Below are 15214 nucleotides of genomic sequence, written 5' to 3' on the forward strand. Positions count from 1 at the left end.
CGCACCCGGCCGCCTGAGGGCGGACCGGTGGACGACGACGAAGGGCGGGGCGCACGGCGTCCCGCCCTTCGTCGTCCCCGGCGAGGGGCGGTCGGCGCCGGGTCGGTAGGCTTGCGTCCCATGAGCGATACCCGAGGCGCCCTGCTGGGTCCGGCCGAGATCCGTGACCTGGCAGGGAGTCTCGGCGTCCGCCCCACCAAGACCCTCGGCCAGAACTTCGTGCACGACGGCGGCACCGTCCGCAAGATCGTGCGCGCGGCGGACGTCCGCCCGGGCGAGCGCGTCGTCGAGGTCGGGCCCGGGCTCGGCTCGCTGACCCTCGGGCTGCTCGAGGCGGGCGCGAGCGTCGTCGCGGTCGAGATCGACCCCGTCCTCGCGCGGCAGCTCCCGGACACGGTCGCGACGCACGTTCCCGACGTCGGCGACCGGCTCGAGGTCGTGGGCGCCGACGCGCTCGAGGTCACGTCGCTGCCCGGCGAGCCGCCCACCGCGCTCGTCGCGAACCTCCCGTACAACGTCGCGGTGCCCGTGCTGCTCACGTTCCTCGAGCGCTTCGACTCGCTCGAGCGCGTGCTCGTCATGGTGCAGGCGGAGGTCGCGGACCGGCTCGCCGCGCCCCCCGGGTCGCGCACGTACGGCGTGCCGTCGGTCAAGGCCGCCTGGTACGCCGACGCGCGGCGCGCGGGCACGATCGGGCGCTCCGTGTTCTGGCCCGTCCCCAACGTCGACTCGGCCCTCGTCGCGCTCGACCGCCGCGAGCCGCCCGCCACCGCCGCGACCCGCGAGCAGGTCTTCGCCGTCGTGGACGCCGCGTTCGCGCAGCGCCGCAAGATGCTGCGCTCGGCGCTGTCCGGCCTCGCCGGCTCGGCGAGCGTCGCGGCCGAGGTGCTGGAGGCCGCGGACGTCGACCCGCAGGCGCGCGGCGAGGTGCTCGACGTCGCGGCCTTCGCGCGCGTCGCCGAGCAGCTCGTCCGTCGCGTCGGACTCGCCGACCGTCCGGCGCGCGGCGCCGCCCCCGCCGCGGGGCGGCCCACCGGCCGACCTGGCACAGTGGACGCGTGACACCCCCGCGCCCGCCGAGCATCTCCCTCGCGCCGCCCCCGTCCGTCCGCGTGCGCGCGCCCGGCAAGGTCAACCTCTCGCTGCGCGTCGGGGCGGTGCAGGACGACGGCTACCACCCGCTCGTGACGATCTTCCAGGCCGTCGGGCTCAGCGAGGACGTCGTCGCGCACCAGGTGCCGCCCGGCTCCGGGGTCTCGCTCAGCGTCTCGGGCCTCCAGGCGGACGCCGTGCCGACCGACGAGACGAACCTCGCGTGGCGCGCCGCCGTCGCGCTCGCGGAGCACGTGGGGCTCGACCCAGACGTGCGGCTCGAGATCCACAAGGAGGTCCCCGTCGCGGGCGGCATGGCCGGCGGGTCGGCCGACGCCGCCGCCGCGCTCGTCGCGTGCGACGCGCTGTGGGACGCGGGCGTGCCGCGCGCCGAGCTCGTCCGCCTCGCCGCGGGGCTCGGGGCCGACGTCGCGTTCGGGCTCGTCGGGCACACCGCCGTCGGGACGGGGCGCGGCGACGTGCTCACCCCCGCGATGACGCGCGGGGAGTTCCACTGGGTGTTCGCGGTCCAGGCCGAGGGCCTGTCGACCGCGCAGGTCTACCGCACCTTCGACGAGACCGTGGGCGGGCCCGCCGAGCTGGACCTCGCGGAGGACACCGCGCTCATGCAGGCCCTGCGCGCGGGCGACGCCGTCGGGCTCGGGCAGGTGCTGCGCAACGACCTCCAGGGCCCGGCGCTCGCGCTGCGGCCCGAGCTCCAGCGGACGATCGACGTCGCGACGGAGGCCGGCGCGCTGGGTGCGATCGTGTCCGGCTCCGGCCCGACCGTCGCCGCGCTGGCCCGCAGCCGCCAGCACGCGCTCGCGATCGCGGCCTCGTGGACCGCGAACGACGCGTGCGACACCGTGTGGTGCACCACGGCCCCCGCGGCGGGCGCGCGCGTCGTCGCGCACTGACCCGGCCTGCTGGCGGAAGGCCCCGGTCCGGCGCCGTCCGAGCGGTACCCGCGGGCGGCTACCGGATGTGCTCGCGCAGCCAGGCGAGCTGACGGGCGAAGCGGTAGCCCTGGCCGCCCTCGTGCTCGTTGTAGCGGTAGACGTCGATCGCGCGCTCGGCGCCGGGCGCCGCCCCGGCGGCCGCGCCCCAGCCGTTGTACGCCGCGTAGACGGTGGACGGCGGGCAGACCTGGTCCATGAGCGCGACGGAGAACAGCGCCGGCGCGGTGGCGCGGCGGCCGAGCACCGCCCCGTCGAGGTAGGACAGCGTGCGGAACACGGTCTCCTCCGCGTCGCGGTGGACGGCGAGGTAGCGCGTCAGCTCGCGGTACGGGTCGCGGTCCGTGATCTCGACGGCGCGGCGGTAGTGGCACAGGAACGGGACGTCGGGGAGGGCCGCGACGAGCCCGTCGGCGAGGCCCGCGACGGCGATGGCGATGCCGCCGCCCTGGCTCACGCCGTGCACGGCGACGCGCTCGGGTTCGATGCCGCGCACCGAGCGCACGGCGTCGACCGCGCGCACGCCGTCGGTGAAGACGCGGCGGTAGTAGTGGTCGTGCGGGTCCTCGATGCCGCGCGTGAGGACGCCCGGGACGGCGGGCCCCGACCCGGCAGGGTCGGGCGTGCCGCCGCCGCTGCCCCACTGGCTGCCCTGCCCGCGCGTGTCGACGACGAGGTGCGCGTACCCGGCGTTCGCCCACGCGAGGTGCTCGTGGGGCAGCCCGCGACCGCCGCCGTACCCGAGGAACTCGACGACCGCGGGCAGCGGGGCGCCGTCGCCGGCCGCGGCGGCGCGGGCGGCCTCGGCGGGCCGCACGAGCCACGCCTTGACGGGTTGGCCGGCGAACCCGGGGAACGTCACGTCGTCGACGACGACGAGGTCGAGGCCGGTCTCCACGCGCTCGAGCCGCACCGACCGAGCCAGGTCCCCGCCCGCCTCGCGCGACTCCGCGAGGGTCCGCGCCCAGAAGGCGTCGAGGTCGGCGGGCTCGTCGAGCGCGGGGGCGTAGGTCTCGAGCTCGGGGAGGGGCAGGTCGAAGAGCGGCACGGGGCGATCCTCCGGTCAATACGTCTGATGTCCGACGTTCAGGTGCGGTCGGGACGACTCTAGCGTCGCGGCCCGGCGCACCGTGAGCACGCTAATAATGCGCATCATCCCTTTGACCTTCACCGTGCTCGTCCGGCGACACTGCCACCAGCCCACGTCTCGACGTGGCGCCCGGCGGCGACGACGCCGCCGGCGAGGAACCGACGGAGGTCCCCCTGTGAGAACCCGAGCAGCAGCACCACGCCGCAGACCGCGCGCCGTGGCGACGGCGGTCGCCACCCTGACGGCGGTCCTCGCCGCCGGGGCGGTCGTCCCCGCGACGGCCCTCGCCGCGGGACCGCCGCCCGCGGCCACGGCCGCCACCACGACCGGGGCGACGACCGGAGCGACGACCGACGGCCCGTCCGCGTCCGACCTGCCCGTGTTCGAGTACCGCGGCGTGGTCACCGACAAGGAGTCGATGCTGTACAACCCGACGGACGAGTTCATCTTCCCGAGCGTCTTCCACGCGGGCGCGCACCTCGACGACCCGCTGGGGGAGTGGTACCTCTACTACGCCCCGCACGACTCCCCGGGCGGCATCTCGGTCATGTACGCCGACTCGCTCGAGGGCCCGTGGACGGAGTACACGCACAACCCGATCGTCGCGGACGAGTGGCTGCCGTTCTACGAGCGCGTCTCGCACGTCTCGTCGCCCGACGTCCTGTGGGACGACGCGACGGACCAGGTGCTCCTGTACTTCCACGGCGAGAACTCCACGACGCGCTGGGCGACGTCGCCCGACGGGCTCGCGTTCGACGACTCCGGGGTCGCCGTGACGAACGCCGACAGCGGCGCGGGCACCACGGAGACGTCGTACGCGCGCGTCGTCGAGCACCCGGACCCGTCGTCCGGCTACCGGTTCGCCATGACGTACATGCAGAACCGGACCGACAACATCCGGCGGATCAAGCTGGCCGAGTCGGTCGACGGCAAGACCTGGGTCGTGCGGCCGGACCCGCTCGTCGTGCCCGACGCCGCGACCGGCACCAACGTGTCCGGCGGCAACCTGTGGGAGTGGGAGGGTCAGCTCTACGTGATCTACCACGGCTCCACGGGCATCACGTTCGCCCGCACGCTCGACCCGACGATGACGCAGGTCGGCCCGCGGTGGGAGCTGCACCGCGCGAGCGGCGTGGGCGACGACACGGGCCGGGTCGCGGCCCCCGAGATCGTCACCGACGGCGACGAGACGTACCTCTTCTACGAGTCCGGCGACCGCCTGGGCGCGACGATCGCGTGGGCGCAGCGCGACCCCGACGCCGTGCGGCCCCCCGAGCCGGGCCAGGACCCCGACCCGCTGCGCGAGCGGTGCAGCGGCGCGGCGTCCGACGAGTTCGACGGCACGACGCTCGACCCGGCGCGCTGGACCGTGGTCCGGCCGGGGACGGCCCGGCACGAGCTCGTGGACGGCGCGCTGCGCGTCCCGGCGTACCCGACCGGCGTCGCGGGCGCCGCGCTGCCGCTCCAGGCCGTGCCCGCCGGGCCGTGGGAGGTCACGACGGCCGTCTCCGTGTCCCCGACGGAGCGGTTCCAGCAGGGCGGTCTCCTGCTGTACCGCGACGACGCGAACTACGCGAAGCTCGACCTGGTGCACGGGTCGCTCGGCCCGCGGGTCGAGTTCATCTGGCGCCAGAACGGTACGGACCGCAACACCGGCTTCGACTCGGTCGTCCCGCCTGCGGGCCTCGGCGACACCTTCTGGCTGCGCCTGACGAGCGACGGGACCGCCGTGCAGGCGTCGGTGTCGGTCGACGGCGTCGAGTTCGCGCCGTGGGGCCGCACGGTCGACGTGGCGGCGCTCCGGGCGACCGGCGTCGGTCCGTTCGCGATGCGCGGCTCGGCGACGCCGCCGGAGATCGTCGCGTCCTTCGACTGGTTCCGCTGGACGCCGACCGCCCAGGAGGCGGCGGCGTGCGACGACGACGAGCCCGCCGTCGAGGTCGAGGCCGTCACGCGGTGCCTCGCGGGCCGCGCGTACGTGGCCGTGACGGCGCGCCCGGTGGGCGACGACGCGGTGGCGGTCCGGCTCGCGACGCCGTTCGGCGAGCGCACCGTGGCCGACGTCGCGCCGGGGCGCAGCGCGTACCAGTCGTTCGCGACGCGGGCCACGACGGTCGCGGCGGGGGAGGCGACGGTCGAGGTCGTGGGGGCGGACGGCGTCGGGCGGGGCACGACGACCGCGCCCTACGGCGCGCTGACCTGCGGGTAGCGCGCGGCGCAAGCAGGGGGCGACGGGCCCGGGGACGCACCACGGTGCGGCGCCGGGCCCGTCGTGCGTCCCGCGCCGCACGCCCGGCCACGGCGACGACCGTGCGGCATTATGCGGATCACCCGACGCCCGTCCACCCGCGGAGCCGCGCGGGTCCCGACGTAATAATGCGTATTACCTCGTTGACCGGCTGGGCCTCGCCTGGCGAGACTCCTTCCACGTCATCGACGACGTGATCGAGGAGGATCCATGCCGAGGCACCGCATCACCCAGGCCGACGTCGCCGCCATGGCGGGCGTCAGCCAGGCGACGGTCTCGTTCGTGCTGAACGACTCCACGCCCGCGGGGGTGCGGATCAGCGAGGAGACGCGCCAGCGCGTGCTCGACGCGATCCGGATCACGGGCTACTCGGCGAACCCCGTCGCGCAGCGTCTGGCGGGCGGGCGCAACCAGATCCTCGGCGTCTTCACCTACGAGGCGACGTTCCCGCGCTCCGGTCGCGACTTCTACGGGCCGTTCCTCGTCGGGATCGAGCACGCGGCCGAGAAGCTCGGCATCGACATCCTGCTGTTCACGAGCGCACGCGTCGTCGACGGGCGCCGCCGCCTCACGCGCGACGGCTGGCAGCGCCTCGGGATCGCCGACGGCTGCCTGCTGCTCGGCCAGCACGAGGACCGCGGCGAGCTCCAGCACCTGCTGGACACGAACTACCCCTTCGTCTTCATCGGCAAGCGCGGCAGCGACGGCGGACGCCTGCCCTACGTCGGCGCCGACTACGTCGCGGCCACCGCGCGCCAGGTCGAGCGGCTCGTCGAGCTCGGCCACGAGCGCATCGGGTACGTCGGTCCGCGCGGCACCGACCAGCCCACGCTCGACCGCGTCGACGCCTACCGCGCGACGATGAAGGCGCACGGCCTGACCGTCCGGTTCGTCGAGCTGGACGACGTCCCTGCGACGGCGGCCGAGATCGTCGACCAGCGGCTCACCGCCGTCGTCGTGGCGCCCGAGAACTCCCCGGAGGAGCTCGTCGACGAGCTCGAGGACCGGGGCGTGCGCGTGCCGGCGGACGTCTCCGTGCTCCTGCTCGGCCAGCCGCACCACGGGCGCCCGGGCGGGCGCCGCTGGTCGGGCTTCTCCATCCCGCGCGAGGAGATGGGCGCGCGCGCCCTCGTGCTGCTGTCCCGCCTCGTCGCGGCCGAGTCCGGCTCGGGGCGCTCGGACCGCCGCGCGTCGCGCGCCGTCGCCGTCCCGGAGGACGAGCTCCACCAGCTCCTCGAGTGCGTGGACGTCGACGGCGAGACCGTCGCCGCGCCGTCGGGTGTCGCGGCACCCGCCTGACCGACCTCAGACCGCACCACCGAGCACCAGAGAAACGGAAACCCCAGCGTGACCCATGCAGACCTCCAGGCAGACGTCCTCGTCGTCGGCGGCGGGCTCGGCGGCGTGGCCGCCGCGCTCGCGGCGGCGGAGCGCGGCGCCCGCGTCGTCCTCACCGAGGAGCACCCGTGGATCGGCGGCCAGCTCACGTCCCAGGCGGTACCGCCGGACGAGAGCCCGTGGGTCGAGCGGTTCGGCGTGACCGCGCGCTACCGCGCGCTGCGCGACGGCATCCGCGACGTCTACCGCCGCTCCTACCCGCTCACGGACGCCGCGCGCACGTGGGATGCCCTCAACCCCGGCGCGGGCTGGGTCTCCAAGCTGTGCCACGAGCCGCGCGTCGCGGTGGGCGTGCTCGAGGAGATGCTCGCCCCGTGGCGGTCCGCGGGCCGCATCCGCCTGCTCGAGCGCGTGCGCCCGACGGCGGCCACCACCGACGGCGACCGCGTCACCTCTGTGACGCTCACCCCGGTCACCGCCGACGCCGCGGGCGCGGCCGTGACGGTGCACGCGGCGTTCGTCGTCGACGCGACCGAGACGGGCGAGCTCCTGCCGCTGACGGGCACCGAGTACGTCACCGGGTTCGAGTCGAACCGCGAGACCGGGGAGCCGAGCGCGCCGGACGAGGCGCAGCCCGACAACGTGCAGGCCCTCAGCGTGTGCTTCGCCGTCGAGCACGTGGACGGCGACCACACGATCGACCGCCCCGAGCGCTACGACTTCTGGAGCACGTACACCCCCGGCCCGTGGAACGGGCGCCGGATGCTGTCGTGGGAGGCGCCCAACCCGCGCACGCTCGCGATGGACGTGCGGTCGTTCACCCCGAACCCGGGCGACGACCCGCGCGCCGTCGACGCCGACCAGTCGAAGAACCCCGGCGACGGGAACCTCTGGACGTTCCGGCGTATCGCGGCCCGCGACCTCTTCGCGCCGGGCCACTACGCGAGCGACCTGTGCCTCGTGAACTGGCCGAGCATCGACTACTTCCTCGAGCCCGTGCTCGACGTGCCGCGCGACGTGGAGGAGGCCCGGATCGCCGACGCCCGGCAGCTCAGCCTCTCGATGCTCTACTGGATGCAGACCGAGGCGCCGCGCGCCGACGGCGGGACCGGCTTCCCGGGCCTGCGCCTGCGGCCCGACGTCATGGGCTCGGCCGACGGCCTCGCCCAGGCGGCCTACCACCGCGAGTCCCGCCGCCTGCGCGCCGTGACGACGGTGACGGAGAACGATGTCTCGTACGCCGTGCGCGGCGACCGCGGCGCGACGCGCTACGACGACTCGGTCGGCGTCGGCATGTACCGGATCGACCTGCACCCCTCGACGGGCGGCGACACGTACATCGACGTCGCGTCGACGCCGTTCGAGATCCCGCTCGGCGCGCTGCTGCCGCAGCGCGTGACCAACCTGCTCGCCGCCAACAAGAACATCGGCACGACGCACATCACGAACGGGTGCTACCGCCTGCACCCCGTCGAGTGGAACGTCGGCGAGGCCGCCGGCCACCTCGCGGCCCACTGCCTCGCGACCGGGCGCACGCCGCACGCCGTCCAGTCGAAGGCCGACCTCCTCGCCGACTACCAGGACGAGCTCGTCCGGGCGGGCGTCGAGCTGCGCTGGCCCGCCGAGGCCCACCCCTACTGACCCGGGCTCCCCGCGCCCGGCACCCCCGCCCACCCTCAGTCCGAAGGAGAACTGATGCACCCCCTCACCCCACGGTCGGCCCCTCGGTCCGCCCCGCGCCGACGCCGCCTCGTCGGCGCACCCCTGGCCGCCGGCGGCGTCGCGCTCGCCCTCGTCCTCACCGCGTGCTCCGGCGGCGGCGACGACGTCGCGGGCGAGCCGAGCACCCCGAGCGAGCCGGTCGAGCTGCGCATGACGGTCTGGACGGCCGACGAGACGCAGCTCTCGCAGTTCCAGGAGATCGCCGACGCGTACGTCGCGGAGAACCCCGACCTCGTGTCCGGCGTGACGTTCGAGACCATCCCGTTCGAGGACTACACGACGTCCCTCACGACGCAGCTCGCGGGCGGCAACGCGCCGGACCTCGCGTGGATCCTCGAGAGCTACGCGCCCGAGTTCGTGGCGAGCGGCGCGCTCGTCGACGTCGGCCCGAAGCTGCAGGAGACCGAGGGGTACGCGTACGACGACCTGCTCGACTCGTCGCTCGCGCTGTGGGAGAAGGACGGCGGCCTCTACGCCTACCCGTTCTCCAACTCGCCGTTCGCGCTGTTCGTCAACACCGACCAGGTCGCCGCGGCGGGCCAGCCGAACCCGGCCGACCTCGTCGCGTCGGGCGACTGGACCTACGACCAGGTCCGCGAGATCGCGGCGGCGGCCGCCGCGACGTCGGGCAAGCAGGGCCTCGTGGTGCGCGACTTCGACTACAAGGTCTGGGAGAACCTGTCGACGATCTGGGACGGCTGGGACGCGGCGCCGTGGAGCGAGGACGGCACGCAGTGCACGTTCACCGACCCCGAGATGGTCGACGCGCTCACGTGGGTCCACGACGCGACGTTCGTCGACAAGGCGCTGCCCGGTCCCGGCACGACGGCCGACTTCTTCGCGGGCGACTCCGCCATGACGATCACGCAGATCAGCCGCGCGTCGTCGCTCGACGACTCGTTCGGGTGGGACGTCGTGCCGCTCCCGGCGGGCCCGGCGGGCCAGCAGAACGTCATCGGCCAGGCCGGCATCGGTGTCTTCGCGGCCGGGGAGCACCCCGACGTCGCGGCCGACTTCCTCGCGTGGTTCACCAACCCGGAGAACGCCGAGACGCTCGCCGCGTACTTCCCGCCGCCGCGCGAGTCGCTGCTCACCGCCGAGACGCTCGGGGCAGCCAACCCGAAGCTCAGCGAGGAGCAGCTCCAGGCGGTCGTCGTCGACGGCATCCAGGGCGCCGTGACGAAGCCGTCGCACCAGAACTTCGCCAAGCTGCAGGACACGGTGCGCGCCCAGCTCGACGCGCTGTGGACCGCCGACGCGGACGTCGAGGGCGTCCTCGCCGACACGTGCGCGGCGATCCAGCCCCTGCTCGGGGACTGAGCGTGGCGTCCTCCGCACTCGCACGACGGGACGCGGCCGTGGGCTACACCATGGTCGCGCCCGCCGTGCTCGGCGCGCTCGCGTTCGTCGTCGCGCCGCTGGTCGCCGTCGTCTGGTACTCGCTGCACGAGTGGAACGTCCTCGCGAACACGTTCACGTTCGCGGGCGGGGACAACTACGAGCGGATGCTCGCCGACCCCGGGCTGCGGGACTCGCTCCTCGCGAGCCTGTGGTTCTCCGTCGGGCTCGTCGTGCTCAACATCTCCCTCGCGCTCGTCCTCGCGGTGCTGCTCAACCAGCGGCTCCCCGGCACGACGACGTTCCGCACGTTCTTCTTCTCGCCCGTCGTCGTGTCCCTCGTGGCGTGGACGATCGTGTGGAGCTTCCTGCTCCAGGCGGACGGCGGCATCAACGGGTTCCTGTCGCTGCTCGGCGTCGACGGCCCGAACTGGCTGCGCGGCGAGACGACGGCGATGCTCTCGGTGATCGTCGTGCAGGTCTTCAAGAACGTGGGCCTCAACATGATCCTGTTCCTCGCGGCCCTGCAGGGGGTGCCCGAGGAGATCCAGGAGGCCGCGCGCATCGACGGCGCGGGCGCGTGGCGCCGGTTCCGGTCGATCACGCTCCCGCTCATCAGCCCGACCGTCCTGCTGGTCTCGATCCTCACGATCGTCGGCTCGCTCGAGGTGTTCGCGCAGATCGCCGTGCTCACGGGCGGGGGGCCGGGGAACTCGACCACCGTGCTCGTCTACTACCTGTACCAGCAGGCGTTCCGGTTCAACGACTTCGGCTACGCGAGCGCGATCTCCGTCCTGCTGTTCGTCATCGTCCTCGTCCTGACACTCGTGCAGTGGCAGACGCGCAAGAGGTGGGTCTTCCATGAAGTCTGACGTGATGCCCGGCCCGGCCACGCTCCCGGGCGCGGACGACGGCCCGGCCCGGCCCGCGGCGTCGGGCACGGGCGGCGCCGACGGCGCGGCGACCCGCGGCGGGCGGCCCGCGCGCCGCACGGGGAGCGCGCGCACGCGCCGCCGCTGGGGGCGCGCGACGCTCGTGGCGCTGCTCGTGGTGCTCAGCGTGCCCTTCGTCTTCCCGACGTGGTGGATGGCGACGTCGAGCCTCAAGCCGATGAGCGAGATCCTGCGGGCCGTGCCGACGCTCTGGCCCCAGGACCCGTCGTTCGCGGCCTACGGCGAGGTGTTCCGGCTGCAGCCGTTCGCGCAGCAGTACTGGAACAGCCTCTACATCGCCGTGGTCGTGACGGTCGGGACGATCCTCGTGGCCTCGATGGCCGGGTACGCGTTCGCGCGCATTCGGTTCCCCGGGGCGAACGCGCTGTTCCTGCTCGTGCTCGTCGGGCTGCTCGTGCCGTCGGAGGTGACGATCGTCCCGCTGTTCCGGATGGTCAACTCGCTCGGGCTCATCGACACGCACTGGCCGCTCGTGGTCATCCCGATCCTCGGGGCGCCGAGCGTCCTCGCGACGTTCATCATGCGCCAGTTCTTCCTCGGGCTCCCCGGCGAGCTCGAGGAGGCGGGGCGCATGGACGGCCTCGGGCGGTGGGGGATCTTCTGGCGGATCGCGTTCCCGCTGTCGCGCTCGGCGATCTCGGCCGTCGCGATCTTCACGTTCCTCAAGTCGTGGAACCTGTACCTCGAGCCGATCGTGTACCTGTCCAGCAAGGACCGGTTCACGCTCCCGCAGGCGCTCACGCAGTACGTCGACGCCTACGGCGGCCCGATGTGGAACGTCCAGCTCGCCGCGACGACGCTCACGGTGCTGCCGGTCCTCGCGGTGTTCCTCGTCGCGCAGAAGCAGTTCGTCCAGGGCCTGGCGCACACGGGACTGAAGTAGGAGAGGCCGCCGATCAGCCCTGCTCGGGGTACTCGGTGCGGGTGCGCGACCCTCCGACCGAGACGCTCCCGCCGCCGACCACGGGCAGCGGCGTCCCGGCGGAGAACCCGGCACCCTGCTCCTTCACGACCGTCCCGCCGGGGGGCGTCGTGATGAGCGAGCTCGGCGGGTTGGGCACGACGTTGCCGCTCGCGTCGTACGTGATCGCGTACACGCCGGGCCCGCCGAGGTCCGTGCTGCCCGGGACGATCCCCGTGCCCTCGATGCCTGCGCCGGCGTCGCCGCGGACGTAGACCGTCGTGGTGCCCGTGTTGTTGTCCACTCGGGTGCCGACCAGGCCCTCGACCTCGACCTCGGCCCTGCCTCCGGCGAGCGGGACGACCGCACCCCCGGCGGACCCGGTCGCGTAGGCGCCCGCCTCGACGATCGTGGCGTCGGGCCTCGGCGGCACGTACGACCCGAGCTCCGGCCCCATGTAGTGCATCGTCTGGCGCTGCTGGTAAGCGAGGAAGGCGTCGACCTCCTCCTGGCTCGCGAAGGTGTACTCGCTCCCGACGTTCAGCACCGCCCCGCCCGAGGCGCCCGCCTGCGCGCCGAGGTTGACGCCGTGCTCGTTCACGTGCCCCTCGACGTAGGGGGTCGGGGTGCCCTCTCCGACCCCCAGGCTGCCCCCGGCGAGCTGGGTGACCCGGAACGTCCCGTCGGAGAGCTCGTCGATGCGGTACTCGAACCCGGCGCTCCCTTCCCCCGGGCCGGCCCCGATGCCCTGCTCGTACGTCACGTGCTCCGTCGCGACGATCGTCGGCGGCTCCTGCTGCTCGGTCATCGGCGGCAGGTCGGGCAGGGTGCGATCGCTCGGCAGACCAGGGATCCCGCCGCCACCGCCGCCGCCGCCAGCACCGCCGCCACTGCTCCCGCCGCCGTCGACGGCGCTCGCGCTGTCCTGTTGCTCGGCCTGCACGCGGAGCTTCTGCGCGCCGTCGTCGAGCAGGGTCGACGCCGCTCGCAGCGCCGCCTCCATCTCGCCGTGCCACCGTGCCCGCAGCGCCTCGGCGTCCGGACCTGCCCACGGGGTCGACGTGACGGCGGCGCGCAGCGCCGAGGTCGTCGCCTCGAGCTTCGCGGACTCGCCCTGGAACGTGTCGGCGAGCCCGCGCAGCGCGGCGACGTCGGCACCGTAGAAGGACATGGTGAACCTCTGCTGGCAGGGGGACGGTTGTCACGGTCACCCTTCGTCATGGCGCGGCCCGGCGCAAGGGGGAGGAGTCCCCATCGGGCCGAGACGCGCGGTCGGGCTGAGCGCCCGGCGCCCTGCACGAGGACGCCGCCGAGGTCGCTACGCTCGACGGTGTGGCTCATCTCCTCGGCGCCGACGGCATCTCGCTGACCGTCGGCACCCGCACCCTGCTCGACGACGTCTCGCTCGGCCTGGACGACGGCGACCGCGTCGGCATCGTCGGCCCCAACGGGGCCGGCAAGACGACGCTCCTGCGCCTCCTCGCGGGCACGCAGCAGCCCGACGGCGGCCGTGTCACCCGCGTGGGCGGCCTGCGGGTGGGCCTGCTCGACCAGCGCGACGACGTCGGCACCGGCGCGACGATCCGCGACCTCGTGCACGGCGACGCCGCGACCCACGCGTGGGCGTCGGACGCGAGCGTCCGCACCGTCCACGCGGGGCTGCTGGGCGACCTCGACCTCGACGCCCCGGCGGACACGCTGTCCGGCGGGCAGCGTCGCCGCGTCGCGCTCGCGGCCCTCCTCGTCGCCGACCACGACGTGCTGTTCCTCGACGAGCCCACGAACCACCTCGACGTCGAGGGCGTCGCGTGGCTCGCCGCGCACCTCGGCGACCGCTTCGCCCGCCCGGGCGCGAAGGGCGCCCTCGTGGTCGTCACGCACGACCGCTGGTTCCTCGACGCCGTGTGCTCGCGCATGTGGGAGGTGCGGGGCGACGGCTCGGGCCAGGTCGAGGGCTACGAGGGCGGGTACGCCGCGTACGTGCTCGCGCGTGCCGAGCGCCAGCGCACCGCGGCCGTCGCGGCGGAGAAGCGCGACAACCTGCTGCGCAAGGAGCTCGCGTGGCTCCGGCGGGGCGCGCCCGCGCGCACGTCCAAGCCCAAGTTCCGGCTCGACGCCGCCGCCGCGCTCATCGCCGACGTCCCGCCGCCGCGCGACACGCTCGAGCTCACGCGCACCGCGACGAAGCGCCTCGGCAAGGACGTGCTCGACCTCGAGGACGTGACGGTCGCGGTGCCGCGCCAGGACGGTCAGGGCGAGCGCGTGCTGCTCGACGACGTCACGTGGCGCCTGGGGCCCGGCGACCGGTACGGGGTCGTCGGGGTCAACGGCGCCGGGAAGACGACGCTCCTCGCGCTCCTCGCCGGGCGGCGCGAGCCCGACTCCGGGCGGGTCAAGCGCGGCAAGACCGTCCACGTCGCGGAGCTGTCGCAGGACGTCGGCGAGCTCGACGACATCGCCGGCGCGCGCGTGATCCAGGTGATCGAGGACGAGAAGCGCTCGGTCGTCGTCGACGGCAAGGAGCTCTCCGCGTCCCAGCTCGTCGAGCGGCTCGGCTTCACGCGCGAGCGGTCGCAGACGCTCGTGCGCGACCTCTCGGGCGGCGAGCGGCGGCGCCTGCAGCTCCTGCGCCTGCTCGTCGCCGAGCCCAACGTGCTCCTGCTCGACGAGCCGACGAACGACCTCGACACCGACACGCTCGCCGCGCTCGAGGACCTGCTCGACGGCTGGCCCGGGACCCTGATCGTCGTCTCGCACGACCGCTACCTGCTGGAGCGCGTCGCGGACCGCCAGGTCGCGCTGCTCGGCGACGGCCAGGTGCGCGACCTGCCGGGCGGCGTCGAGCAGTACCTCGAGCTGCGGCGCGCGGCGCTCGCGGGCGCGGGCGCGGCGTCGACCGGGTTCGCGCCTACGGGCGGCGCCGACGGGACGCCGGACGCGGGGCCGGCCGTGGCAGCCCCGGGCCCGAGCGCGGCCGAGGTGCGGGCGGCGAAGAAGGAGATCAACCGCATCGAGCGGCGCCTGAGCAAGATCGCGGAGGCCGAGGTCCGGCTGCACGAGAAGATCGCGGCGAACGCGACCGACTTCGCGGCGGTCGCGGAGCTCGACGCCGAGCTGCGCACCCTCGCGGCGGAGAAGGACGAGCTCGAGGCGGCGTGGCTCGAGGCGGCCGAGGTCGCCGGGTGACGGCCGACCGGATGCGCGTCGCGGTGTCCGCGCGGGGCGTCGAGGTCGACGACGGGCAGGGCGGCGTCCTCGCGCCGTGGGCGGACGTGCGCCGCGTCACCGCGTTCGCGCTCGGTGCCCCGGGCGGCACCGCCCGGTACGTGTCGTTCGACCTCGTGAACGGGCACAGCGTCGAGGTGGACGACGCCGCCCCGGAGTGGGACGACGTGCTCGCCGCCCTGCCCGGGCGGGTCGAGCTCGCGGTCGACGACCCGCTCGTCGCGCTCGGCGCGCTCGCGCCGGGCGAGCGGCTCGTCCTCGCGGGGCCCGTGCGGACCCGCTGACCCCGCGGGGACCCGGGTCCGGACGCCCGGGGCGTGTCGCCGGGGCCCAGCCGGGCGCGGGTGTGCG

At 74.6% G+C, this 15214-nt stretch carries 12 protein-coding genes; 10 read left to right on the plus strand and 2 right to left on the minus strand.

Annotation, left to right across the window (positions count from 1 at the left end; translation table 11 throughout):
• The first annotated feature begins 120 nt into the window (after positions 1-120).
• The gene (gene rsmA / locus ACI769_RS16680) at positions 121-1062 is read left to right on the plus strand and encodes a 16S rRNA (adenine(1518)-N(6)/adenine(1519)-N(6))-dimethyltransferase RsmA (RefSeq protein ID WP_051028311.1); all 942 of its coding nucleotides are present in this window, start codon (positions 121-123) and stop codon (positions 1060-1062) included.
• Positions 1059-2009, plus strand: a complete 951-nt coding sequence (locus tag ACI769_RS16685) for a 4-(cytidine 5'-diphospho)-2-C-methyl-D-erythritol kinase (RefSeq protein WP_081600140.1) — start codon at positions 1059-1061, stop codon at positions 2007-2009. The genes rsmA and ACI769_RS16685 overlap by 4 nt, the downstream gene beginning before the upstream one ends.
• A gap of 58 nt (positions 2010-2067) precedes the next feature.
• Here ACI769_RS16685 and ACI769_RS16690 read toward each other — a convergent pair whose 3' ends face one another.
• A complete protein-coding gene (locus ACI769_RS16690; protein WP_409142001.1) occupies positions 2068-3096 on the minus strand; it encodes an acetylxylan esterase in 1029 nt (342 codons plus the stop codon).
• Positions 3097-3355: 259 nt separating this feature from the next.
• Between ACI769_RS16690 and ACI769_RS16695 the strand changes: the two genes are divergently transcribed.
• The 6 genes from ACI769_RS16695 to ACI769_RS16720 all read left to right on the plus strand — a co-directional run bounded on the left by ACI769_RS16695 (position 3356) and on the right by ACI769_RS16720 (position 11620).
• A complete protein-coding gene (locus ACI769_RS16695) occupies positions 3356-5347 on the plus strand; it encodes a DUF1349 domain-containing protein (protein WP_085387435.1) in 1992 nt (663 codons plus the stop codon).
• A gap of 249 nt (positions 5348-5596) precedes the next feature.
• Positions 5597-6685: a LacI family DNA-binding transcriptional regulator gene (locus tag ACI769_RS16700; RefSeq protein ID WP_034650649.1), complete on the plus strand. Its 1089-nt coding sequence runs from the start codon at positions 5597-5599 to the stop codon at positions 6683-6685.
• 48 nt (positions 6686-6733) lie between these two features.
• The gene (locus ACI769_RS16705; RefSeq protein ID WP_034650647.1) at positions 6734-8365 is read left to right on the plus strand and encodes an FAD-dependent oxidoreductase; all 1632 of its coding nucleotides are present in this window, start codon (positions 6734-6736) and stop codon (positions 8363-8365) included.
• Positions 8366-8419: 54 nt separating this feature from the next.
• Positions 8420-9766: an ABC transporter substrate-binding protein gene (locus ACI769_RS16710; RefSeq protein ID WP_051028309.1), complete on the plus strand. Its 1347-nt coding sequence runs from the start codon at positions 8420-8422 to the stop codon at positions 9764-9766.
• Between the two features lie 2 nt (positions 9767-9768).
• The gene (locus tag ACI769_RS16715) at positions 9769-10656 is read left to right on the plus strand and encodes a carbohydrate ABC transporter permease (RefSeq protein ID WP_228485059.1); all 888 of its coding nucleotides are present in this window, start codon (positions 9769-9771) and stop codon (positions 10654-10656) included.
• Positions 10646-11620: a carbohydrate ABC transporter permease gene (locus ACI769_RS16720; protein ID WP_409142002.1), complete on the plus strand. Its 975-nt coding sequence runs from the start codon at positions 10646-10648 to the stop codon at positions 11618-11620. The genes ACI769_RS16715 and ACI769_RS16720 overlap by 11 nt, the downstream gene beginning before the upstream one ends.
• A gap of 13 nt (positions 11621-11633) precedes the next feature.
• Here the strand turns inward: ACI769_RS16720 and ACI769_RS16725 are convergent, their stop codons facing one another.
• Positions 11634-12809, minus strand: a complete 1176-nt coding sequence (locus tag ACI769_RS16725) for a WXG100 family type VII secretion target (RefSeq protein ID WP_409142003.1) — start codon at positions 12807-12809, stop codon at positions 11634-11636.
• Positions 12810-12970: 161 nt separating this feature from the next.
• Here ACI769_RS16725 and ACI769_RS16730 point away from each other — a divergent pair, with 161 nt between their 5' ends.
• Together ACI769_RS16730 and ACI769_RS16735 are read left to right on the plus strand one after the other, a co-directional pair.
• Positions 12971-14824: an ABC-F family ATP-binding cassette domain-containing protein gene (locus ACI769_RS16730; RefSeq protein ID WP_137281449.1), complete on the plus strand. Its 1854-nt coding sequence runs from the start codon at positions 12971-12973 to the stop codon at positions 14822-14824.
• The gene (locus ACI769_RS16735) at positions 14821-15147 is read left to right on the plus strand and encodes a hypothetical protein (RefSeq protein ID WP_034654213.1); all 327 of its coding nucleotides are present in this window, start codon (positions 14821-14823) and stop codon (positions 15145-15147) included. The genes ACI769_RS16730 and ACI769_RS16735 overlap by 4 nt, the downstream gene beginning before the upstream one ends.
• The last annotated feature ends 67 nt before the right edge of the window (positions 15148-15214 follow it).

Origin of the sequence: Cellulosimicrobium sp. RS (assembly GCF_046159675.1) — a bacterium.
GTDB lineage: Bacteria > Actinomycetota > Actinomycetes > Actinomycetales > Cellulomonadaceae > Cellulosimicrobium > Cellulosimicrobium funkei.

Coding starts and splice junctions, on each gene's coding strand:
- rsmA (WP_051028311.1), top strand. CDS start 121: ATGAGCGATACCCGAGGCGCCCTGCTGGGTCCGGCCGAGATCCGTGAC.
- ACI769_RS16700 (WP_034650649.1), top strand. CDS start 5,597: ATGCCGAGGCACCGCATCACCCAGGCCGACGTCGCCGCCATGGCGGGC.
- ACI769_RS16710 (WP_051028309.1), top strand. CDS start 8,420: ATGCACCCCCTCACCCCACGGTCGGCCCCTCGGTCCGCCCCGCGCCGA.
- ACI769_RS16720 (WP_409142002.1), top strand. CDS start 10,646: ATGAAGTCTGACGTGATGCCCGGCCCGGCCACGCTCCCGGGCGCGGAC.
- ACI769_RS16725 (WP_409142003.1), bottom strand. CDS start 12,809: ATGTCCTTCTACGGTGCCGACGTCGCCGCGCTGCGCGGGCTCGCCGAC.